Genomic DNA, 21,916 nt, shown 5'->3' with positions numbered 1-21,916 from the left:
GCAAAGTACGGCAGAATGCTGATGACCCACTGGGCAAAGCGAGCGGTCCAGAATGGGCCGCTCGACTAAGTCAGTTCCTTTCGTCCCCTACGATTTGGCAAGCGCCTCGATCGCACTCGTGAGGGTCGCAGTGGGATTTTGCTTACAATAAGTCGCGATCTTCTCCGCATTGGCATGCGCCTTGTCGGCGTCGACCATGGCGTTGCCGGCCTTGCCATGAACATAGCCGTTCACCCACATCGCCACGCCGATGGTCTTGGCCGCCGGCATCTCGCCGACTTGCTTGCAGGTGAGCTTCGACATGTCCATTTCGGCGGCGAACGATGGGACTGCCAGTCCGAGACTTGCCGCGACGAATAGCATCGAAAGGTGGTGTTTCACGATGAGTTCCTCCTTAGATGGTGAGTTGGCCTTAACACTCCCCCAAGGCTAGACACCCCAAAGACTTGACCCGCCCAAAGCCCGACGCCGACTCGCATGGCTCTCCGCCATCGCTGGCAATAGAGGTTCGAGCTAGGCGAGCAACGTGACGCCCCATTTCCGCATGGGATCCGTTTCTTTCTTCGTTGATCTGATGTGCCGAGCAAGGCGTCGTCGAAGCTTCGCACCGCAGCGTTGCCCGTCTTTTCTCAGTAGCACGTCACGCCGGCGGCGCAGCGTCGGGCCGAGCGCCTGGCCACTCCTGCGACGCTGACCGGCGTCAAGGGACGGCCGACGCGCGCCTCTGCCTGCGCGACCAATCCATTCAGGCTTGGGGCCGAACCTTGCCCCGCGAGATCAAGTCCGCCAAGGCATAGGAAAAATGCCGCTGACGCGAATAAGTATCGACATGTCATCGTCATTGTTTCGCTCCCATTATAAAATTTTCCGGCAGTTCTTTCAACTCTGCGACTTGCCCCGGCTCCAGACGTACCGCATCCGTCGTATTGGCGAAGCTGAAATCTCCTGCAAATACCTTGTCTCCACTTTTCCAGTTCGTGATCTGGATCGCGAATTGCGGTGCTTGCTCGATGTTCTTCGAGGTAATGACATATTGGCAGGGATACCGAGCTTGGCCCTGCGCGATCCAGATCTGCCAATCGACATCCTTGGTCCGGAATGCAAGGTGATCGCACTCGGTGCCGCCGATAATGCCGCTTCCGAGATCCTTGGCGTCGATGACATCCGCGATCAGTTCATTATATGTGTCGGATGATAACAGATCCGCGATCGGAAGAGGCGAATCGTACTTGTTCTTCAGAATAGCTATCAGCGTATCGAGTGTTCCCGACATATCGACCTGAATATATTTGTTGGAATTCTTGCCGAGCACCGTGAACTTCGACCCGTCGAAGGAAATCTCGGTTTCCGCGAAACCACCGAGCCTCGTCGCGCGAAGTTTGTCGGGGCGGCTGACGTCGATGGTGCCCGAGCTTGCGAGTTGCAGCTTCTGATGTTCCTTCGTCACTATCTCGAAGCTGGTATCGAAGCCGAACGATATGGATTTCTGGGCGGCGAGGTAGTCGGACATCGCCCTCAGCATCTTCGCGGCTTCGGATCCTTCGACGTCGGACTCCAGACGAAGGAGTTCGACACGGCGATTCAGGGCCTTTCCCTCCGCTGTGTCGTTGCTGGCGGCCGGGCTGCGCTGGCCGATGCCAAATGTCTCGATCCTTGCTGCATCGATGCCGCGTTCGACAAGCGCCTGCTTGATCGCGAGTGCGCGGTCTTTCGATAGCACGTCGTTGTGAGCCGCGTCGCCGGTTGCATCGGTATGCCCGGTGATCCTGAGGCGCCAGGTCGGAAACTGCTTCAGCGTCGCTGCGATATCGTCGAGGAGAGGCATAGTGTCAGCCTGAATCATCGACTTGTCGAACTCGAAGCGAATGCCATAGAGGTCATAGGCGTTCTTCGTCGCGAGTGCTTGCTCCATCGCCTCCTTGCTGTAGGCGACCCCGTCTTGGGATTGCGACGGCAGATTCATGCCGAAATAGATCACCGCCGCGATTGCCGCCGACGTGAGAATTTTGCTGCGCAGATTCGGCCTAAAGTTCGACATCGTTGTCCCTCCATTGGTCGAACGCGCACGTGCCGGTGCCTGGGGCGCCGACCCACGTGTTCGCCACGTCAGTTCTGGGGCTATAAAATATAGAATCCCCACATGCGCGATGATGAGAACGTACTAATCGAATATTATGAAGTGAAGCGGGAAAAGCATCCGCAAGTCTGCGGCGACAGACTACCCTACATTCTTGCGTGAGGGTCTATATAGTTGGCAGAAGCTGAAATTTATATCACAAACTTAAATCGTTGTGAATTGACTTCTTTCGACAGGTTCAAATGCCGCCATACCGGCCTACTCGGCGATCCCGATGCGTATCGCGGGTTTTGTTCCACCAGTATGAGCGAACGGGAGCGGTCTGGAGTGAGGTATTGTCCTCATGGAACAGCGGCACGCCCCGACTGCGCGACAGAGCTCCCATGACCGGCAGATCCAGACTGCCCGACCTGAGGTGTAGGTTTGCAATGATAATTTACATCGGCACGTCAGGGCAGCCGTTGCTTCTTACAGAGCCAGCACCTGCTCATTTCAACCGCTGCCGCCAGCTGCGCCTTTGGCAGCGTGAAGCCGGTGGCCAACTGTTCGGGCGCTTTGGCCAAGGAGAGGCTCAAGTTCTGGATGCCAAAGGGTCCGGGCCGACAGACCGACGAGCCCGGACACGCTACGAGCCGGCTCCCCGCGCAGAGCAACGGGAAATCCACGAACGGTTTCCCCCATGACCTTAAACCGCTGCGCTCTTTTGCGGGAATTGCTTTAGCGGCCGCAGTAGCAGGCGGCAAAGGCGGCGGGCTCGGTGTAGCCGATGGCGCAGGCATAGGCTGGTAACTCGTCGCTCCCGAGCTCGCCGTGGCTGACATTGTAGAAGCGTCGGAACGGCGCGTCGGCTGCGCCTGCCGGTTGCAGCTGCTTCCACATCGCCTCGACAGCTGATGGCGTGAAGGCCCCCGCAGCGTAGGCCGCCGCGAACCGGTATTCCTGCTTCCATTCGGCCGCGGCGGCGGTCGCCGCGGTTTCGAGATTGGCGAGGTAGCGCGCCACGAAATCCGTCATCGCGCCCGAGGCACGGTCATAGGAAAACACCAGGAACCCCGGATTCTGGCCGAAGACGGGGCTGATCGCCGGCGCGATCTTCTCGGTGCCGATGACGGCGCCGGTTCGATCGCGCAGCAGCCGGTAGTCGTCGTGATGGTCGTGTCCGCTGAAGCTCGCCGTCACCGTGCCGGCGTAGCGCGCCAGCAGGCCGGTGAAGCGCGAGGCGAAGGGCTCGGCCAGCATCGGCACGATGCGCTCGCGGCAGGTCTCGCCTTTGGCTCTCAGCGTGCCATAGGCGTCGATGCCCGCCGGAATGTGGTGCATCAGCCAGACCTTGCGGCCGGCGGCCTCGGCCGTCGCCAACTGGCGTTCGAGCCAGGAAAGCATGGCGTGCGCCGCGTCGAGGCCGGTGGTGCCGCAGGCATTGCGGTACGCGGGCGACCACAGCGCATCGTCGAGCACCAGCAGGGTGGTGTCGGCCAGAGTCGGATGCGAGGCGGCGTAAAATCCGCCGGCGAGGTAGCTCTCGTCGAAATCCGCGGCGAGCAGGGACGATCCCACCAGTTCGCGCACCGTCTCGCGCGTCGCCTGGAGATAGGGGCCACCGGCATCGATCCGGTAGTCGCCGCAGCCTGAATCGGTGTTGCCGAGCGACAGCAATATCGGCTTGCCCGGCAGGGCCGCCCGCAGGCGGGCGGCAACGAAGAGCGTGGTCTTCACCGCGAAAGCGCGGCTCTCCGCCGAGCCGGCGCGGAAGCCGAAGGCGCTTTCGGTCCTGGCCGGAAAATCGTGGGCAAGCAGGTCGCCGGTGAGCAGCACGAAGTCGGAGCCGGCCGCGGCCCTGGAAATTTCAGCGAGCGCGGTTTCGAGGAGAGCGTGGTTGGTGTCCTCGCCCCAGCGCGACAGGCGGTGGCTGGGATCGGCGGCGAAATGGGCCGGCCATTCGGCGAGCGGCAGGCCGGCGAGAGCGCGGCTGCGCAAGGGCGGCTCGAACGGATTGAAGTGAATATCCGAAATATGGACGAACGCGGCGTCGAGGGGCCCCGACCGCGCGGCTCCGGGCAGAAGCAGCGCCAGAAACAGCATCGCGCTGGCCAGCGCGGCGATCAGCGCTGCCTGAGCGGTCACCGGCCTTGGAACAGACTTTGATGCGCGCATCTCACCATGTCGCAACGCCGGAGACCGCCAGCGGCCGGGGGCAGGCAGCGCCGGTCCTCAGCCTTTCCCGCCGGCGCGCGGCAGCACGAAGCGCTCGATGGCGTTGGCGACGCCATCCTCGTCATTGGGGGTGGTGACGAGATCGGCCTGCGCCTTCACCTCGGGCGCGGCATTGCCCATGGCGATGGCGAGCCCGGCGGTGGCGAACATCGGCAGGTCGTTATGCATGTCGCCGATCACCGCCACCTCGTCCAGCGGCACGCCGAAATGCCGGGCGAATTCGCGCACGGCATGACCCTTGTCGGTGCCGGGCGGGGTGAGGTCGAGATATTTGGCCTGCGAGCGCTTCACCGTGGCGCCGCTGCCCAGCATGGGCTGGAGATCGGCCTCGCAGGCCTCCAGCATGGCGAAATCGCTCGACGAGCCGACGATCTTGCCCGCCCGCGCAATATGGTCGCCGAAATCGCTCACCACGGTCGGCTGGAAGGCGACGGTGCGGATCTCGCCGGCGATGTACTGGTTCTGCGTGTCGGTGAGGAACCATTCATTGTCGGCGAACACCCAGATGGAGGCGCCGCGCTCGGCCATCACCGCGATGCCGGTCGCCGCGGCGTCGCGGGCGACGAAGTGCTGCTCGACGATCGAGAAGTCGCCGCGCAGGATCGAGCCGCCGTTGAAGCCGCCGAACAGGTCGAGGCCAAGCGCCTCGACGAGGATCTTCATGCCGCGCGGCGGACGGGCGGAGACCGCGACGAAGGGTACGCCGGCCTCGCGCAGGCGGCGCACCGCCGCGATGGTGCCGGGGGTCACGGTCTTCTGCTTGTCGACCAGCGTGCCGTCGACGTCGGAGACCATGAGCGAGATGCGCCCCGAGGGCGTCGACGGGCGGTGGGTATCGGAGGGGTTCATGGGGCACGGTTCCGTTCGAGCGACAGCCATTGGAAGCCGTCCTGCGCCAGCATCACATCAGACATTGCCGGGCCGCTGCTGCCGGCGGAATAAAACTGCACCTCGTCTTCGCCGCCGGCGACGGCGTCGATGATCGGTTCCACCGCCTCCCAGCCGGCCTCGATGGTATCGGCGCGCTGGAACAGGGTGGGATCGCCGCACAGGCAATCATAGATCAGCGTCTCGTAGCCGGTGGACGGCGCCGCCTTGAAGTAGTCGGTGTACTTGAAATCCATCTGCACCTCGGAGAGCCGCACCTTGCGGCCCGGCACCTTGGCGGCGAAGCGCAGCGAGACGCCCTCGTCCGGCTGCACATGGATCACCATCACATTCGGCTTCAGCGCGGTCGGCAGATGGCGGAACAGCACCCCCGGCGCGCGCTTGAACTGGATGACGATCTCGGTCCGCCGCGCCGACAGTGCCTTGCCGGTGCGCACATAGAAGGGCACCCCGTTCCAGCGCCAGGAATCGACGAAGCATTTCAGCGCCACATAGGTCTCGGTGCGGCTGTCGGGCGCGACATCCTGCTCGGCGCGATAGTCCTTCACCGCCTGGCCGTTGACGATGCCGGCGCGGTACTGGCCGCGCACCGCCGCGCCGATGGCGTCGCTCGGCTTCATGTGGCGGATCGCCTCGATCACCTTGGTCTTCTCGGTGCGCACGGCGTCGGCGTCGAAGGAGTTCGGCGGCTCCATCGCGGTCATGGCGAGCAGCTGGAACATGTGGTTGGGCACCATGTCGCGCAGGGCGCCGGTGGCGTCGTAGAAGCGCCCGCGCTTTTCAACCGTCACGGTTTCCGCGGCGGTGATCTGGATGTGGTCGATATATTCCTTGCTCCAGATCGGCTCGAAAATGCCGTTGCCGAAGCGCAGCGCCATCATGTTCTGCACTGTTTCCTTGCCGAGGAAATGGTCGATCCGATAGATCTGCCGCTCGTCCGCCACGGTCAGCAGCCGCTTGTTGAGCGCCCGCGCGGAAGGCAGGTCGGTGCCGAACGGCTTCTCGACCACGATGTGACGGAAGGCGCCCTCCGCCTCCTTCAGCAGGTCGGCGGCGCCGAGCTGCTCGGAGATGGCGGCGAAGAAGCGCGGCGCCACCGCGAGATAGAACACGGCATTGCCGGTCTGCCCGGCCCGCTGCTCCAGCCGTTCGCGGATGCGGCCATAGGTGGCGGGATCCTCGAAGTCGCCGGCGATGTAGCCGATGCGGCTTATCAGCCAGCTCCAGGTCGTGCCGCCGACGTCGCAGGAGCCGGGCAGGCCCTTGGTCGCCTCGGTGAGATAGGCCCGGTAGGCTTCCTCGCTCTGCTCGACCCGGTCGACGCCGATAATGGCGAAATCGTCGCTCAGCACGCCCTCATTGGCGAGGTTGTAGAGCGAGGGCAGCAGCAGGCGCTGGGTCAGGTCGCCGGACGCGCCGAAAATGAAGAAGGTGGATGCGGGAGCGGGCGCGGCATCCGGCGCCAGCACCTTCTGCCCGAGGACGACGGTCTCGCCAGCCATTGATCACTTGTCCATCTTGAATTCGGTATGGCCGCCGAACTGGAAGCGCATGGCCGAGAGCATCTTCTCGCCGAAGGTATGGTCCTGGCGCGAGCGGAAGCGGGTGTAGAGCGCGGCGGTGAGCACCTCGGCCGAGACCGCCTCCTCCACCGCTGCCATCACCGTCCAGCGGCCCTCGCCGGAATCGGCGACCTCGCCGGGGAAGGCGGAGAGCTGCTCGTCCTTGGCGAGCGCGATCGAGGTCAGGTCGAGCAGCCAGGACGACACCACGCTGCCACGGCGCCACACCTCGGCGATATCCGGCATGTTCAGCGTGTAGCGCTCATTCGCCGGCAGCGCGGTGGAATCCTTGTTCTTCAGGATCTCGAAGCCCTCGGCATAGGCCTGCATCAGGCCGTACTCGATGCCGTTGTGGATCATCTTGACGAAGTGACCGGCCCCGGCCGGCCCGGCATGGATATAGCCCTGCTCGGCGCGCGGATCGCGGCCCTCGCGGCCGGGCGTCAGCGGGATGTTGCCCTTGCCGGGCGCCAGCGCGGCGAGGATAGGGTCGAGGTGGTCCACGGCTTCCTTGGTGCCGCCGATCATCATGCAGTAGCCGCGCTCCAGGCCCCAGACGCCGCCGGACGTGCCGACGTCGACATAGTGGATGCCCTGGGGCTCCAGCGTCTCGGCGCGCCGGATGTCGTCCTTGTAGAAGGTGTTGCCGCCGTCGATGATGATGTCGCCGGGCGACATCAGGCCGGCGAGCGCGTTCACCGTCTCCTCGGTCGGCGCGCCGGCCGGCAGCATCACCCATACCGCGCGCGGCGCTGCCAGCTTCGACACGAGGTCGGCGAGATCGGCGGCGCCCGCCATGCCCTCGCCGGCGAGTTCGCCCACCGCCGAGGTGCTGCGGTCCCACACGACGCAGGAATGTCCCGCACGGGCGAGGCGCCGCGCGATGTTTCCACCCATCCGGCCGAGGCCGACGACACCGAGCTGCATATTCCCCTCCTGCTATCGTCGAACGGCGTGCCTTCGACGGCGCCATTCGAACCTGAAACGTCCTGTCGATCCCTTAAGGATCGCCGCGGCCTCTGCCTTTAGCGCGGAAAAGCCACAGCTCGATTACCGCATTGGTAGTCGCTTCGGCGTCGAGGCAGAAGCCGGGATCGCGCCGAAACCGCCTCACGCCTCGCGTGGCGCCCGGAATGTCGTCACGGGTCATGCCGGGCAGCCTTCTCGGCGCCCGTACCGGCGCCCGCTTTTTCCCGGATGAGGTCGATCAGCGCCCGCAGCCGTGCCGGCATGAGGCGACGGTGCGGGAAATACAGGCTGAGGCCGGGATAGGGCGGGCTCCAATCCTCCAGCACCGGGACGAGGCGCCCGGCCGCAATGTGCGGGGCAACCGACAGTTCGCCGAGATAGGCAAGGCCGGCCCCTTCGACGGCGGCTTCCACCATCAGGTCGGTGGCATCGAGCGTCAGGCTGCCGGGTGCGTCGATCAGCAGGCTTTCGCCGTGCCGCTCGAACTCCCAGCGGTAGAGCCGGCCGCCGGGCATGCGAAAGCGGATGCAGCGATGCTGCAGCAGATCGGCCGGCACTCGCGGCGGCGGCCGCGTCGCGAAGTAGCCGGCAGAACCCACCACGCGCGAGCGCAGCATCGGGACGATCGGCACCGCGACCATGTCGGGCGGCACCGCCTCCGCGAGCCGCACGCCGGCATCGAAGCCGCGGCCGGTGATGTCGACCAGTGCGTTCTCGGCGACGATCTCCAGCCCGATAGTCGGATAGCGGCGCGAATATTCCAGAAGCACCGGCGCCAGCAGGATGCGGGCGGCACCCGGCGACATGTTGAGCCGAAGCGTGCCGGTGGGGAGGCTGGATTGCGCGCCTGCCTGTTCCAGGGCATGGCCGATGGTCGCGAGGGCGGGGCTCACATCGGCCACCAGCTGTTCCCCAGCGGCGGTGAGCGAGACGCTGCGGGTGGTCCGGTTGAACAGCCGCACCGCGAGACGCTCCTCCAGTGCCGCGATGGCATGGCTGAGCGCCGAGGAGGACATGCCGAGCTCGCGGGCGGCGGCCCGGAACCCGCCATGGCGGGCCACGGCGGCCACCGCTTCCAGTTCCGCCAGGCTCGCCTTCATTGCGCGATATAGTTCATCAAGCTGTACCTCAGCGTACATCTTATAAGATCAATTGTGCCGCACCAGCTCCTTTCCCGACACGACAGGAGTTCGTCATGCGCATCATCGACAGGATCTATATCGGCGGCCAGTTCGTCCCGCCGCAGGGCGAGGAGCAGGCGCCGCTCTTCAATCCGGCCACCGAGGAGCAGATCGGCACGGTGCATCTCGGCAATGCGGGGGATGTCGACCGGGCGGTCGCCGCCGCCAAAAACGCGCTTCCGGTCTTCGCGCGTACCTCCAAGGCCGAGCGGATGGCGATGCTGGAGCGGCTCAACGCGGCGGTATCGGCGCGCGGCGACGATCTGGCGGCGGTGATGCGGGAGGAGTATGGCGCGCCGGCGGCCTTCGTCGATTATTCGTCGAAGCGCGCCGGGTCGGTGTTTCTCGACATGGCACGCACGCTGGAGGGCTATGCCTTTCGTCGCCGCATCGGCACTGCCGATGTCGAGATGCTGCCCTCCGGCGTCGTTGCCGCCATCACCCCGTGGAACAGCAATTACGGCTTCATCTGCGCCAAGCTCGCCACCGCCGTCGCCGCCGGCGCGCCGATCGTGATCAAGCCGTCGGAAATGAGCGCGCTGCAGACGCAGATCATCGCCGAATGCCTGCATGAGGCCGGCCTGCCTCCCGGCGTGCTCAACATCGTGAACGGCTATGGAGACGTCGTCGGGGCGGCGCTGAGCACGCATCGCGACGTTGCCAAGATCACCTTCACCGGATCCACGGCGACCGGCCGCGCCATCCTGCGCGCCGCCGCCGCGACCCTGAAGCGGGTGACGCTCGAGCTCGGCGGCAAGAGCCCGAACATCATCCTCGACGATGCCGATCTCGATCGCGTCATCCCTCAGGTTCTGGCGATGGGCTTCATCAATAGCGGCCAGGCCTGCATCGCCGGCACGCGCATCCTCGCGCCGCAGAGCCGGCTGGAAGAGATCGAGGCCCGGCTGGTGGCCGCGCTCGCCGCGTTCAAGGCGGGCGACGGAGCCGACCCGGCGGTGCGGATCGGCCCGATGGTAAGCCGCAGGCAATGGGAGCGCGTGCAGTCCTATATCCGCCTCGGCCAGCAAGAGGGCGCCCGCCTGCTGGCCGGCGGCGAGGGACGGCCGGAGGGGCTGGAGCGCGGCTGGTTCGTGCGGCCGACGATCTTCGCCGATGTGCGAAACGACATGCGGATCGCCCGCGAGGAGATTTTCGGGCCGGTGCTCGGCCTCATCGGCTATCGCGACGAGGCGCACGCGATCGAAATCGCCAACGACACCGATTACGGCCTCAGCGCCTATGTGTTCGCCACCGACATCGGCCGCGCCAAGGCGGTGGCGGAGCGGATCGAGGCCGGCCGCGTCGTGATCAACGCGGCGCCGCACGAGCCGCAGGCGCCGTTCGGCGGCTTCAAGCAATCGGGGATCGGCCGGGAGTTCGGCGTCTTCGGCCTCGAGGCGTTTCTCGAGTCCCGCGCGGTGCTGGCATGACGATGGCCCCCTTAGAAGACAAGCCGGTCGCGCTGGTGACCGGCGCCAATCAGGGCCTCGGAAAGGAGGTGGTCCGCCAGCTCGGCCGCTGCGGCATGACGGTCTATCTCGGCAGCCGGGACATGGCGCGCGGCGCGGCGGCGGCCGAGGAACTGGCCGCCGAGTCGCCCGACATTGTTCCGTTACGCGTCGACGTGACCAATGCGGAAACCCTCGCCCTCGCTGCGGAGACGCTCGGGGCGCGCCATGGCCGGCTCGATGTGCTGGTGGCCAATGCCGGTGTGCTCCATCGGATGCCGGCGCTGGAGACGACGGCGGCGAACATGATGGCGACCTATGACACCAACGTCTTCGGCGTGGTGCGAACCATCGAGGCGATGCTTCCGCTGCTTCGGTCGGCGCGGCATCCGCGCGTCGTCACCCTCGCCAGCACCAGCGCCTCGCTGGCCTTGTCCAGCGATCCCGCGACGATGTTCGGCCGGTCCGACACCATCGTCGCCTATGCGTCGTCCAAGGCGGCGGTGACGATGCTCACCGTCCAGTATGCCAATGCCTTCCGGCGGCAGGCTGGCTATGCCCACATCAAGATCAACGCCGCCACCCCCGGGCATATCGCGACCGGGTTGAACGACTATGCCGGCACCCGCACGGTGGAACAGGGCGCCGCCATCGTGCTGACGCTGGCGACCTTGCCGGATGACGGTCCTAGCGGCGGCTTCTTCAACGATGCCGGTAGCGTGCCGTGGTATAGACTCGCCGGGCGCCTGAAAGGGGGCGTCCGGCGTTCCGTCCGATCCTCGACGGCGGCTAGGTGTGGGGCGCCGCCGCGAGGTTCAGCCGCCGGGTGATGCCGATATTGTTCAGGAAGTGTCCGTCATGGCTGACGACGAGCAGCGCGCCGTCATAGGCGAGGAGCCCGGCTTCGATGGCTTCGATGGAATCGATGTCGAGATGGTTGGTCGGCTCGTCCAATAGGAGCAGCGACGGCGGCCGGGCGCCCCCGAGCACGCAGGCGAGCCCGGCGCGCAGCGACTGCCCGCCGCTCAGGGTGCCGGCGAGCTGGAGCGCCGCCCGGGCACGGAACTGGAAGCTGGCGAGCGCCGAGCGGCAGGCGTTTTCGCCGGCGCCGGGGTTCAATCGCTTGAAATTGTCGAAGATCGTCGCCGCCGGATCGAGAAGGTCGACGCGCTGGTCCAGCATGGCGCGGTCGGGCACGACGAAGACGCGGCCGGCGCACGGTGCGAGAGCGCCGGAGATCAGCTTCAGCAGCGTGGACTTGCCGGCGCCGTTCGGCCCCACGAGACCGACGCGCTCCGGCCCGGTCATCGCAAAGCACAGATCGCGGATCACCGGAGCCGCGGCGAGGTAACCCGCCGTCACGTTTTCCAGCCGCACCACCTGCCGGCTTGCCGGCAGCCCGGTAGGCGGCAGGGTGATCGCCAGTTTCTGCAGGACTTCCACCCGGGCCTGCGCCTCCGCCGTCGCCTCCAGCGCCTGCGCCCGCTGGCGGTCGGCGAGGCGCACGCCGCTGCCGCGGCTGGCCTCGGCGTTGCTCTTGCGCCCGCCCGCCAGGATCCGCGGAAGGTCGCCGCGCGCGCCTTTGCGGGCACCTGCGGCGTCGCGACGATCCTTGCGCTCGGCGGCGAGCTGCGCCTTCCGGCCGGCTTCGGCCAGCTGGCGCTCGGCATGGGCGAGATCGTGCTGCGCTGCCGCGAGCTCGGTGGCCTTGCGCGCCCGATACGCGCTCCAGCCGCCGCCATAGCGCGTTGCGCCGAGCGAGGTCAGCTCGACGACGGCATCGACATGTTCGAGCAGCTCGCGGTCATGGCTGACGAGGACCGCGCCGGACCGCCAGCCGGCGACGAGATCTATCACCGCCTCGCGGCCGCTGCGATCGAGATTGTTGGTCGGCTCGTCCAGCAGCAGGAAGTCGGGCTCGGGAAAGATCGCGGCGGCAAGGCGCGCCCGCGTTGCCTGTCCTCCCGATAGCTGCGCCAGCGGGGTGTCGGCATCGATCTGCAGCCCGACGCGGCCAAGGGCGGCGGCGAGCCGCTCTTCCAGCGTCCAGTCGATGTCGATCAGCTCATCGGCCGTCGCCATGCCGGCCGTGGCGCGGCGCAACGCCGCCAGCGCCGTCGAGACGCCGAACAGATCGGCGATCGTCTCCCGTGGATCCAGCTGCGCCGCCTGCTTGAGGAAGCTCACCGTGCCGATCACGCCGACATGGCCGGCCAATGGGGTGCGTTCACCGGCGATGAGCTGCAACAGCGTCGACTTGCCGACGCCGTTGCGGCCGACAAGGCCGACGCGCTCGGTTCCCAGCACGAGATCGAGGCTGGAAAACAGCGGCCGCCCGTCGGGCGTCGCATAGGAGAGATCGGTCAGACGGATCGTCGCCAATGCTGTCAGTCTCCCTGGATAACGGCACGAAGTCGTGCTTTTATCGACATCGACCCGAAAACGCAACGATGCCGTGCTGTTTTCCGGGATGAGGGATCGATGACGCAGGGCACGAGAAGGCTGGGCGAGAGAAGGTCGGGCGGCCGGCCGAGCAAGGAGCAGGCCGCCGCACTCGGCGAGCACGTCCTCGATGGCGCTCGCGCGGTGTTCTGCCGGAAGGGCGTCGTCAATACCTCGCTCGATGAGATCGCCCTTCAGCTCGGGGTCTCCAAGCACACGATCTATCGCCGCTACCCGAACAAGGACGCGCTGCTCGAGGCGGTGATCGAGCGCGACATTCAGCGCTTCAGGGAAGCGCTGCTGGCGGCCTCGACGGAAGCGGCGGCGCCGGGGCCGCTCGCGGCGCTCCAGCATGTCGCGTGGCGCTATGTCGAGATCGGCTCGTCGCGCGAATACGCCGCCTTCTATCTCTCGATCTGTGCCGAGGCGGCGATCTCCGCCACATTGCGTCGCCAGTTCGCCGCCTGGTCGCAGGCGGCGCTGGAGCCGCTGGTGGCGGCCATCACATCGGCAACCGTCGCCGGCCTCCTGCGGGCCGGAGACCCGCAGCTTGTCAGTGAAATTCTGGTGGATCTGCTCGAGGGCGTGAATAACCGGGCCCGTCTGCGCGACGATCTGGACGCGGAATGTCAGGGGTTGGAGGCGATGTTCGAGCAGCGATGGCATGTGTTCCTCGCCCTGATGGCCGAAGGTGTCCGCTCATCGTGACGCGGACCGAAAATGCGCCGTCGGCCTTTCGCGCCCGCGGTAGACCATGGCCACCGGCGTCACGGTTCGAGCCGGGTTCGGGATCGTATCCGCGTGTGTCTGCCGCCGGCAGGGAGACGCAGGGCTACATCTCGGGGCCTCTGCCGACACAGGTCAGATGCCCCCAGCCGGCATGACATCGGCAACCGCAGAGCGCCTGCGCCCGACCGATGGAGTTGCCCCATGTCTTCCGGCCCCATGTCTTCCGGCCCCACCTCCGCCAGCCAAACGGCTTCCGGCCATACGTCCTCCCATGGGCTGAGCCCGACCCGGCGTGGCCTGCTGAAGTCGGCGGCGGCGCTGGCGATGCTCGGAGCCCTGCCGGCCCCGCTGCGCGCGCAGGACGCTCAAGCAACGCCGGACGGCATCCGGCCCTTCAAGGTTGCCATACCGGAAGCCGACATTGCCGATCTGAAGCGCCGGCTCGCGGCCACGCGCTGGCCGGAAATCGAAACCGTGCGCGACGCCTCCCAGGGCGTGCAACTGGCCAAGTTGCGGCCGCTGACGGAATACTGGCAAGCGTCCTATGACTGGCGCAAGATCGAGACCCGCCTCAACGCGCTGCCGATGTTCGTCACCGAGATCGACGGGCTCGACATCCAGTTCATCCATATCCGCTCGCCGCATGCGCGGGCGATGCCGATGATCATGACCCATGGCTGGCCGGGCTCGATCCTCGAATTCATGAAGGTCATGGAACCGCTCACCGATCCGACACGGCATGGCGGCAGCGCCGAGGATGCCTTCCATCTGGTGGTGCCGTCGATTCCCGGCTTCGGCTTTTCCGGCAAGCCGACCGCGACCGGGTGGGGCTCCGATCATATCGGCCGCGCCTGGGGCGTGCTGATGGCGCGGCTGGGCTACCGGCGCTTCGTCTCGCAGGGCGGCGACTGCGGCTCGGTCATCTCGCATCGCATGGCGCTGCAGAAGGTGCCGGGGCTGATCGGCATCCATGTCAACATGCCCGGTACCGTTCCCAAGGAGATCGCCGCGATCCTGGCGGCGGGAGGGCCGCCGCCGGCCGACCTCACCCCGCCGGAGCGGGAAGCCTTTGCCGCGCTGGACGTTTTCTATCGCGACAGTTCCGGCTATGCGAGCATGATGGTCACGCGGCCGCAGACCATCGGCTATTCGCTGGTGGATTCGCCCGTCGGCCTCGCGGCGTGGATGTATGAGAAGTTCCAGACCTGGACCTATAGCGGCGGCGATCCCGAGCGGGTGCTGAGCAAGGACGAGATGCTGGACGACATCTCGCTCTATTGGCTCACCGGCACGGGCGCCTCGGCGGCACGGATCTATTGGGAGGATCATTCGAACAACTTCAATGCCGTCGATATTCCCGAGCTGCCGGTGGCGGTGACGGTCTTTCCCGGCGAGATCTACAAGGCGCCGCGCAGTTGGGCCGCGCGCTGCTACCACAACCTCGTCTATTTCAACGAGGCGAAGAATGGCGGGCATTTCGCCGCCTGGGAGCAGCCGGAATTGTTCGTGGAGGAAGTGCGGGCGGCCTTCCGTCCGCTGCGCTGAACCTCTGGCCCGGCTTGGGGCCACGCCTGTCGCGTCTTCCCGCGGGCGACACGACAGGCGCCGTCACGCATTCGCCGTGGTGACATAAGGCAGCGCCTGCCAGATCCCCACCGCCGCCGAGTCCAATACCGGGATCGGCAGGCCGCTGGGCAGCCGGCCCGCAAGCCGGTGCCCGGCGAGGTTGGTGCTCCACACCAATATGGCGTCGAGACGGGCCGCCGCGGCGAGACGCAGCGCGTGATCTTCGATTTCCTCCGGGGTCACGCGTGCTGCTTCGAAATTGTCCTGGATGCCGAGATTGTGCCCCACGACGATCTCGATACCCTCGCGGCCGAAGGTCTGTTTCAGCCGCTGGCCGTCGCGATCGTCGCCCTGCGCCACCAGCCCGATGCGGCGCAGGCCGCGACGGGTGAGATAGTCGACCGTGGCGAGCGCCGTCGTGGTGCAGGGGATGCCGGTTTCCTCCTCAAGCGCCGAGGCAAGCCGCCGGTCCGGCTCGAAGCCGATCAGCGCGCCGCGCGTCGCGTTCCAGAGGATCACATCCGGACGGGCCTGCGCCAGCATCGCCGCGGCCTGCCGGAACGACGCCATGTCGTAGCCGTCCGGCGGGTGGCCGGCATAGGGCACGCGGGTGAAGCAGGCGTCGATGCCGGGCAACTCGTCGAGGATCGACCGCGTAACACGCTCGACGACGCGGTTCGACGACGGCAGGATGATCCCGATCGCATGGGGCGTGAGCATGTGATGGTGGTTCACTGTTCGCGCACCACCAGCGTGCGCTCGGCGGACCAGCGCGCGGTCCATATCTCGCCGGGCCGGGGGCTCAGCGTCCCCGCCTCCTCGATCGGCACCGATACCTGAAACTCGCCGTTGCTGCCGTTCTGCATCCATACCGACAGCACCTGGCCCTTGAACAGGCTGCGCCGGATGGTGCCGGACAGCGTGTTGGGCGCGGCGGGCTGTTCACCCGGCGACAGCCGCACGCTTTCGGGGCGTATCGCCACCGCCACCCGATCCGTCGCCGAGAAGTCGTTGGCAACGGTGCTCGCGAAAAGGTGCCCGCCCGCCGATCTGAGCAGCGTGTGATCGCCGGTCTTCTCGACGATGCCGGCGGCGATGAAGTTGGAGCTGCCGATGAAGTCGGCGACGAAATGCGACACCGGCCGCTCATAGATGGCGCGGGCATTGTCCACCTGCTCGATGCGTCCGCCGCGCATCACCGCGATCTGGTCGGCGAGGATGAGCGCCTCCTCCTGATCGTGGGTGACGAGTATGGTGGTGAGGCCCAGCTCGTTGCAGAGCTGGCGCAGCTCGATCTGCATCTCCTCGCGCAGTTTCTTGTCGAGGGCGCCGAACGGTTCGTCGAGCAGCAGCACGCGCGGGCGGTAGACGATGGCGCGGGCCATGGCGACGCGCTGCTGCTGGCCACCGGACAGCGCCGCCGGCATGCGGTCCTCGAAGCCGGCGAGCCGCACGAGAGCCAGCGCCTCCCGTGCGCGCCGCGTGGTTTCCGTCTTGGAGGCGCCGCGCATGGCGAGGCCGAACGCCACGTTCTCCAGCACGCTGAGGTGCGGGAACAGCGCGTAGTTCTGGAACAGCATGCCGAGATTGCGCCGATGCACCGGAAGCCCGGTGATCGGCGCGCCGTCTATGGTGATCTCGCCGGCCGAGGGCTGGACGAGGCCGGCAATCATCCGCAGCGTCGTGGTCTTGCCGCAGCCGGAGGGGCCGAGCAAAGCGAGGATCTCGCCGCCGGCGGCGTTGAGGTTGACGTCGCGCACCACCTGGGTGGTCCCGTAGCTGCGGCAGATGCCGGTGAGGCGGACCTCGCCGCCACCCGCTGATGTTGCTGTTGCCATCTCGTTTCTCCGATGGGGCGCGGTGTCCGTGGTGGTTCATCCGCGGTGGTTCGGCGGCGGCGATCAGACCGCGAAGATGCCGTTCATCTTCTCGGTCCAGCCGGAGCGGCGGGCATTGATGTATTCCCAGTCGGGCGTGAACAGGCCGCGCTTGTCCATCTCCTCGACCGGATAGGCGATGTATTTCAGCGTTTCTGGCGAGAACTCGATCCCCGACACCGGCGGCGCGGTGAAGGCGTATTCCGAGAACGCCTTCTGAACCGAAGGCTCCAGCATGCGGTTCATGAACGCGACGGCGAGGTCCCTGTTCGGCCCGCCCTTCACCAGCACCTGGCAGTTGTTGCCGGCAAAGCTGCCCTCCTTCGGGAAGCTCATGGTCACCGGCGCCTTCTTGGCGGTGTAGGGGTAGATGTATTTGGAGAGTTCCAGCAGCCCGATATCGGCCTGGCCCTGGGCGACCTCGTTGGCGGCCTGCGGGCCGTTGTCGAACAGGTTCATGATGTTGGGCTTCAGCTCGGCGACCTTGTCGAAGCTGTCGTCGATCAGATACTGCGCCTGCGCGAACGGCTTGCCCGACTTCACCGACGCCGCGACGATGAGGAAGAACACCGAAGGCGTGTTCTTCGGGCTGACCAGCTTGAGCTTGCCGGCAAATTCCGGCTTCCAGAGCTCGGCATAGCTGTCGGGCGGGGTGATCGAGGTGTTGTGGAACATGCTGGCCACCGAGATCGCCAGCGCCGTGCCCCAGCCATCGAAGCCGAAGCGCGGATAGAGGCTGGCGAGCGCGGGCATGTCGCTTGCCGGCAGCTGTTCGATCAGCCCCTCGCTCTTGCAGATCGGGATCGCCACGTCGTCGATGAACATGACGGAGAATTTCGGATTGGCCTTGGTCGCCCGCATCTTGCCGACATTGGCGAGGGTGAAGCCCTCTTCCGCCGTGACCTTGCAGCCGAAGTCCTTCTCGAAGGCCGGGATGATGTTCTTCTTGACGAACTCGCCCTGCGAGCCGCCCCAGATGCCGATCTGGATTTCCTTGCCCTGCGCCCAGCCATTGCGGACGAACCCCATCGGGGCGGCCAGCGCGCCGGCACCGAGAACGAGCTTGCCGAAGCTACGGCGAGATATCTGTGTCATGACCTGTTCCCTGTTCTGGTTGGTGTGGGCCGCCGTCAGCTCGCGAGCCGCGCCAGGCTGAGCCCGAAGACTTTTTCGATGACGAGCACGAGAAGGAGGGCGAAGACGATCATCAGCGAGGCGATGGCGGCGATCGACGGATCGAAGGAGCGCTCGATGACGGTGTAGAGATAGAGCGGCACCGGGAAGTGGTTGCCGTCGGCAAGCCACATCGAGATCGGGTAGTCGTCGAAGGAGACGATGAAGCAGAAGATGCCGCCCGCGAGGATGCCGGGCCGCACCTGCGGCCAGATCACCTTCGTCGCCACAAGGTGCGGCGGCGCGCCGAGCACGGCGGCGGCATCCTCCAGGTTGCGGTTGACCAGGAGCAGGCTCGCCGACACCGAGCGGATCACATAGGGCAGGCAGACCACCGTGTGGCCGATCACCAGCTGCAGCATCGTCGCCCGCGAGCCGAGCAGGGCGAAGAGCTGCAGCAGCGCGACGCCGGTGACGATGAGCGGCACGATGAGCGGCGACAGGATGAGGCCGAGAACGGCATCCTGCCCCGGCACCCTGTAGCGGGTGAGCCCCGCGGCGCAGGGCACGCCGAACGCCAGCGACACCAGGGTGACGATCGCCGCCAGCTCCAGCGAGAACAGGAAGCTGCCGCGCGCTTCCGGATTGGCGAGCACCTCGGCATACCATTTCAGCGTGAAGCCCTGCGGCGGGAACACGATGTAGGGCGTGTCGGACACCGACATCAGCAGCGGCACGACCAGCGGCGCCACCACCATGAGCAGGATGACGCCGACGACGATCTTGAGCAGGGGACTGACGGTCTCGTTCATCGGGCGGTCTCCTTCAGCGTGCGCCGGCGGTCCAGCGCGCGAAGCGCCGGCTGACGAGCTTGAGGAAGATGAGGTTGGAGGCGAGCACCATGGCGATCAGCAGGGTCGAGATCGCCGCGCCGAACGGCCAGTCGTTGAGCGTCAGGATCTGCTGTTCGATCAGCGTGCCCAGCAGCGGCGAGAAATTGCCGCCGAGGATCTGCGGCGTGACATAGGCCGCCGCGCTCAGCGAGAACACCAGCGAGACGCCCACCGCGAGGCCGGGCAGGCTGAGCGGCAGGATCACCCGCGTCAGCACCGCAAGCCGCGTGGCTCCCGCCACCCGCGCCGCCTCCTCGACCGAGCGGTCGATGCGGCCGATGGCGCCGGCGATCGGCATCACCATGAACGGCAGGTAGACGTGGACGCAGGCGATCAGCACCGCCCATTCGGTGTAGAGCAGCACCGGCGGGTTGCTGACGCCGACCAGCTTCAGCAGCCAGGCCAGCGCGCCGGTCTTGTTGAGGATGGCCTGCCAGCCATAGGAGCGCACCACCACGTTCACCAGCAGCGGCGCCAGAATGGTGATGGTGACGAGGCGGGCCAGCGAAGGGCCGCCACGGGCGATGGCGATGGCCAGCGGATAGGCGAACACCGCCGCGAACAGGCTGGTCATCAGCGCGATGCGTATCGTGCGCATCAGGATGCGGAAATAGAGATCGGAGGCGTAGAGCCGGACATAGTTCTCCAGCGTGAAGCCCTCGACCGTCACGCCCTCGACCACGTGCGCCGTCAGGCTGAGATGCACCATGGTGAGCACGGGCCACACGAACCAGACGGCGAGGAACAGCACGGTGGGGGCGACCAGCAGATAGCCGGTGTAGCGGGTGCCGGCGAGAAGCTCCCAGGCGCGCCCGGCGAGGCGCGCGGCCAAGGGCTCGCCCGGCACCTCCTGCCCGACATCGGCGCCGGAAACGGTGTGGGCGGGCAGGGAGCGGGTGGGCACGTCGATGCTCTCAACGCGGCTCATCGGCGGTTCCCGTTCGACACTGGAGGATGGTTGGGCCGGGACGTCGCGGCTTGTCTTGCAAGGATGATTCCGCCACAAATGCGTTGCCGTCCAGCGTAGATTAAGCAACAGTTCATTCGAATAATTGGGATGGTTCGATGGCCCGCGCCTTTCTGGTTCCCGCCTCGCTGCGCTATCTCGATCAGGTGGCGCGCTCCGGCTCGATCCAGAAGGCGGCGAAGGAGCTGAACGTCGCGGCCTCGGCCATCGACCGGCAGATCCTGCTGCTGGAACAGGAGCTCGAGGTCGAGCTGTTCGAGCGGGTGCCGCGCGGCATGCGACTGACCGCCGCCGGCGATGCGCTGGTCACGCTCGCCCGGCGCTGGCGCGCGGACGAGCGGCGGGTGGCCGCCGACATCAAGCAGTTGCAGGGGCTGGACCAGGGCCATGTGCGGCTGGTGGCGATGGACAGCCATGCCAATGGCCTGCTGCCGCGCTTCATCGAGCGGCTGGCGGTCGAACAGCCGCGCATCTCGCTGGAGGTCGAGATCGCCAGCCCGGATGACGCGCTCTCGGCCCTGCTGGCCGGTGGCGCCGATATCGCGGCGATCTTCAACCTGACGCCGCGCCGCGACGTGCATGTGCACTGGAGTTCGGAGTTGCCATTCGGCTGCGTGGTGTCGCCGGCCCATCCGCTGGCGAAGGGCGAGACGGTGAGCCTCCAGGAGGTGGTTGCCTACCCGATCGCGCTGCAAAGCAAGGCGTTGATGATCCGCCGCTATCTCGACGCCCGCTATGGCTGGCTGTTCGCCGACCCGCAAAAGGCGCTGGTCACCAATTCCCTGCAACTGGTGAAGCAGCTGGCGCGCGGGGGGCGCTACGTGGCCTTCACCTCGGAGCTGGACGCGGCACCCGAGCTTGCCGCCGGAACGCTGCGGTTCCTTCCCGTGCGGGACAAGGGCGCCGAGCCGCAAACCGTTTCCGTCGCGATCGATGCGAGAAAGCCGCTCTCGCGTCTCGGTCGCATCGTTGCCGATCTGCTCACCGACGAGATCCGGGCATCGCTGCGGGACGCCCGGGCGGCGGGAGTGGCCGCGATGCCGGCTAACGAGGAAATTCGGCAGGGGTCGGAAGAGGCAACATAGCGCGCATCTTCCACACGTGATTCCCCCGTGCAGGTGATCGGCCTCGGCTCAATGGCGAGTGCCGCACGGATTGGCGCGGAGTGTCATGCCCGAGGCAGTAGGAAGGCGCGGCTGCGAACAGCGGCGCCTTCCGGTCTCCGATACTCAGCGCCACGTATACCAGCAGCTGCGGAACGGGCGTCCCCAGCGATCGCGGCGCCAGCCGCACACACGCCGCCGCCGGCGACGGTTACGGCGGCGCCAGTAGCCGCGCGGCGGGCCGGGCGGGCCCCATCCGCCACGGGGTGGCCCCCAATATTGCGCCTCCTCGACGACGGTGCCATCCGGCGTCGCGGCGGCTGCGGGGTCGGAGGGGGCGAGGTTCTTCAGCTGATCGAGGGGCGTCGCCTCGGCCGAGGCGACGAGCGCGAAACCGGCCGTAGCCCCGGCGCCAATGACGCCGGCGAGGCCGAGGAGGAATCCACGTCTATCCACTTTACTCTCCCACAAGGGGACGTCTCCGCTCCGCGCGGAGGCGGCCGAACACCGCCTTAACGCGCGAAGGATGACGAGGGTTTCGCCGACCCGGGAGTCAGGGTCGTCCCGCTTCGCGTCATCAGCCGGGCAGAAACACGGCCGAAGGAAGCCTTCCGCAGGGAGAAGTCGGGAAATCGGAGGCGAGGGCGGCGTGGTTCCCGTCCCGACGGTGGCGAGGCGTGGCGGAACTCATCCGGGATGGCGGCCGAAGTCGAGCACGGCGCCCGCCTGCGGCGGAAGCGAGTGTAGCGGTAGCATAATATGCCTGCACAGGCAGCTCGCTGCCGAGAGGATCGCGGCGGCCGGCCATTTTCGTCCGCTGCCGGCCGATCGTCTAGGTCGGATCGACATTCATTTGAGCCAGATCATGGCGCCAGCGAGATGAACGA

At 66.6% G+C, this 21,916-nt stretch carries 20 protein-coding genes; 5 read left to right on the top strand and 15 right to left on the bottom strand.

Translation table 11 applies throughout. The features are described 5' to 3' along the window. Positions 1–87 precede the first annotated feature (87 nt). From KHC24_RS07485 to KHC24_RS07455, 8 genes are all read right to left on the bottom strand, one after another. Complete coding sequence (locus KHC24_RS07485) at positions 88–381, bottom strand: HdeA/HdeB family chaperone (RefSeq protein WP_271180546.1); 294 nt, start codon at positions 379–381, stop codon at positions 88–90. A gap of 248 nt (positions 382–629) precedes the next feature. Further along, complete coding sequence (locus KHC24_RS25015) at positions 630–842, bottom strand: hypothetical protein (RefSeq protein WP_373878563.1); 213 nt, start codon at positions 840–842, stop codon at positions 630–632. Beyond that, positions 839–2,038 (bottom strand): DUF2092 domain-containing protein, encoded by a 1,200-nt coding sequence (locus KHC24_RS07480; RefSeq protein WP_213361762.1) that lies wholly within the window; start codon positions 2,036–2,038, stop codon positions 839–841. Before KHC24_RS07480 ends, KHC24_RS25015 begins: the two co-directional genes overlap by 4 nt. Before the next feature lie 756 nt (positions 2,039–2,794). Beyond that, complete coding sequence (locus KHC24_RS07475) at positions 2,795–4,201, bottom strand: metallophosphoesterase (protein ID WP_213361761.1); 1,407 nt, start codon at positions 4,199–4,201, stop codon at positions 2,795–2,797. Between the two features lie 87 nt (positions 4,202–4,288). Continuing rightward, on the bottom strand, positions 4,289–5,140 hold the full coding sequence (locus tag KHC24_RS07470) for an HAD family hydrolase (protein WP_213361759.1): 852 nt from the start codon (positions 5,138–5,140) through the stop codon (positions 4,289–4,291). Further along, complete coding sequence (zwf, locus tag KHC24_RS07465; protein WP_213361757.1) at positions 5,137–6,681, bottom strand: glucose-6-phosphate dehydrogenase; 1,545 nt, start codon at positions 6,679–6,681, stop codon at positions 5,137–5,139. The genes KHC24_RS07470 and zwf overlap by 4 nt, the downstream gene beginning before the upstream one ends. 3 nt (positions 6,682–6,684) lie before the next feature. After that, on the bottom strand, positions 6,685–7,668 hold the full coding sequence (gene gnd, locus KHC24_RS07460; protein WP_213361754.1) for a phosphogluconate dehydrogenase (NAD(+)-dependent, decarboxylating): 984 nt from the start codon (positions 7,666–7,668) through the stop codon (positions 6,685–6,687). Positions 7,669–7,880: 212 nt separating this feature from the next. After that, on the bottom strand, positions 7,881–8,810 hold the full coding sequence (locus KHC24_RS07455; protein ID WP_213361752.1) for a LysR family transcriptional regulator: 930 nt from the start codon (positions 8,808–8,810) through the stop codon (positions 7,881–7,883). 95 nt (positions 8,811–8,905) lie between these two features. Here KHC24_RS07455 and KHC24_RS07450 point away from each other — a divergent pair, with 95 nt between their 5' ends. Next, positions 8,906–10,321: an aldehyde dehydrogenase family protein gene (locus KHC24_RS07450; protein ID WP_213361749.1), complete on the top strand. Its 1,416-nt coding sequence runs from the start codon at positions 8,906–8,908 to the stop codon at positions 10,319–10,321. Then, the gene (locus KHC24_RS07445) at positions 10,318–11,169 is read left to right on the top strand and encodes an SDR family NAD(P)-dependent oxidoreductase (RefSeq protein ID WP_213361748.1); all 852 of its coding nucleotides are present in this window, start codon (positions 10,318–10,320) and stop codon (positions 11,167–11,169) included. Before KHC24_RS07450 ends, KHC24_RS07445 begins: the two co-directional genes overlap by 4 nt. Here the strand turns inward: KHC24_RS07445 and KHC24_RS07440 are convergent. Further along, positions 11,129–12,721, bottom strand: coding sequence for an ABC-F family ATP-binding cassette domain-containing protein (locus tag KHC24_RS07440; protein ID WP_213361741.1), 1,593 nt, complete (start codon positions 12,719–12,721; stop codon positions 11,129–11,131). The genes KHC24_RS07445 and KHC24_RS07440 overlap by 41 nt on opposite strands. Positions 12,722–12,820: 99 nt before the next feature. Here KHC24_RS07440 and KHC24_RS07435 point away from each other — a divergent pair, with 99 nt between their 5' ends. Together KHC24_RS07435 and KHC24_RS07430 are read left to right on the top strand one after the other, a co-directional pair. After that, positions 12,821–13,489: a TetR/AcrR family transcriptional regulator gene (locus KHC24_RS07435; RefSeq protein ID WP_213361739.1), complete on the top strand. Its 669-nt coding sequence runs from the start codon at positions 12,821–12,823 to the stop codon at positions 13,487–13,489. 345 nt (positions 13,490–13,834) lie between these two features. Then, a complete protein-coding gene (locus KHC24_RS07430) occupies positions 13,835–15,055 on the top strand; it encodes an epoxide hydrolase family protein (protein WP_373878564.1) in 1,221 nt (406 codons plus the stop codon). A 63-nt stretch (positions 15,056–15,118) separates the two neighbouring features. Here the strand turns inward: KHC24_RS07430 and KHC24_RS07425 are convergent, their stop codons facing one another. The 5 genes from KHC24_RS07425 to KHC24_RS07405 form a co-directional block, all read right to left on the bottom strand. Further along, a complete protein-coding gene (locus tag KHC24_RS07425; RefSeq protein WP_213361738.1) occupies positions 15,119–15,796 on the bottom strand; it encodes an aspartate racemase/maleate isomerase family protein in 678 nt (225 codons plus the stop codon). An 11-nt stretch (positions 15,797–15,807) separates the two neighbouring features. Continuing rightward, the gene (locus KHC24_RS07420) at positions 15,808–16,914 is read right to left on the bottom strand and encodes an ABC transporter ATP-binding protein (RefSeq protein WP_213361735.1); all 1,107 of its coding nucleotides are present in this window, start codon (positions 16,912–16,914) and stop codon (positions 15,808–15,810) included. A 63-nt stretch (positions 16,915–16,977) separates the two neighbouring features. Then, positions 16,978–18,048 carry an extracellular solute-binding protein gene (locus KHC24_RS07415; protein ID WP_213361733.1) on the bottom strand — a complete coding sequence of 357 codons (1,071 nt, stop codon included), beginning with the start codon at positions 18,046–18,048 and terminating at the stop codon, positions 16,978–16,980. Between the two features lie 35 nt (positions 18,049–18,083). Next, positions 18,084–18,878, bottom strand: a complete 795-nt coding sequence (locus KHC24_RS07410; RefSeq protein ID WP_213361732.1) for an ABC transporter permease — start codon at positions 18,876–18,878, stop codon at positions 18,084–18,086. Between the two features lie 13 nt (positions 18,879–18,891). Further along, positions 18,892–19,887: an ABC transporter permease gene (locus KHC24_RS07405; RefSeq protein ID WP_213361730.1), complete on the bottom strand. Its 996-nt coding sequence runs from the start codon at positions 19,885–19,887 to the stop codon at positions 18,892–18,894. Between the two features lie 137 nt (positions 19,888–20,024). Here KHC24_RS07405 and KHC24_RS07400 point away from each other — a divergent pair, with 137 nt between their 5' ends. After that, positions 20,025–21,011, top strand: a complete 987-nt coding sequence (locus KHC24_RS07400; RefSeq protein WP_213361729.1) for a LysR family transcriptional regulator — start codon at positions 20,025–20,027, stop codon at positions 21,009–21,011. A 144-nt stretch (positions 21,012–21,155) separates the two neighbouring features. On the opposite strand, the gene KHC24_RS07395 is transcribed toward KHC24_RS07400, so the two are convergent. Then, on the bottom strand, positions 21,156–21,485 hold the full coding sequence (locus tag KHC24_RS07395; protein WP_213361727.1) for a hypothetical protein: 330 nt from the start codon (positions 21,483–21,485) through the stop codon (positions 21,156–21,158). Positions 21,486–21,916: the final 431 nt, after the last annotated feature.

Source organism: Ancylobacter defluvii (assembly GCF_018390605.1).
Classification (GTDB): Bacteria; Pseudomonadota; Alphaproteobacteria; order Rhizobiales; family Xanthobacteraceae; genus Ancylobacter; species Ancylobacter defluvii.
The sequence above is the reverse complement of the archived record's forward strand: the minus strand, read 5'-3'. Positions and strand labels throughout refer to the sequence as shown.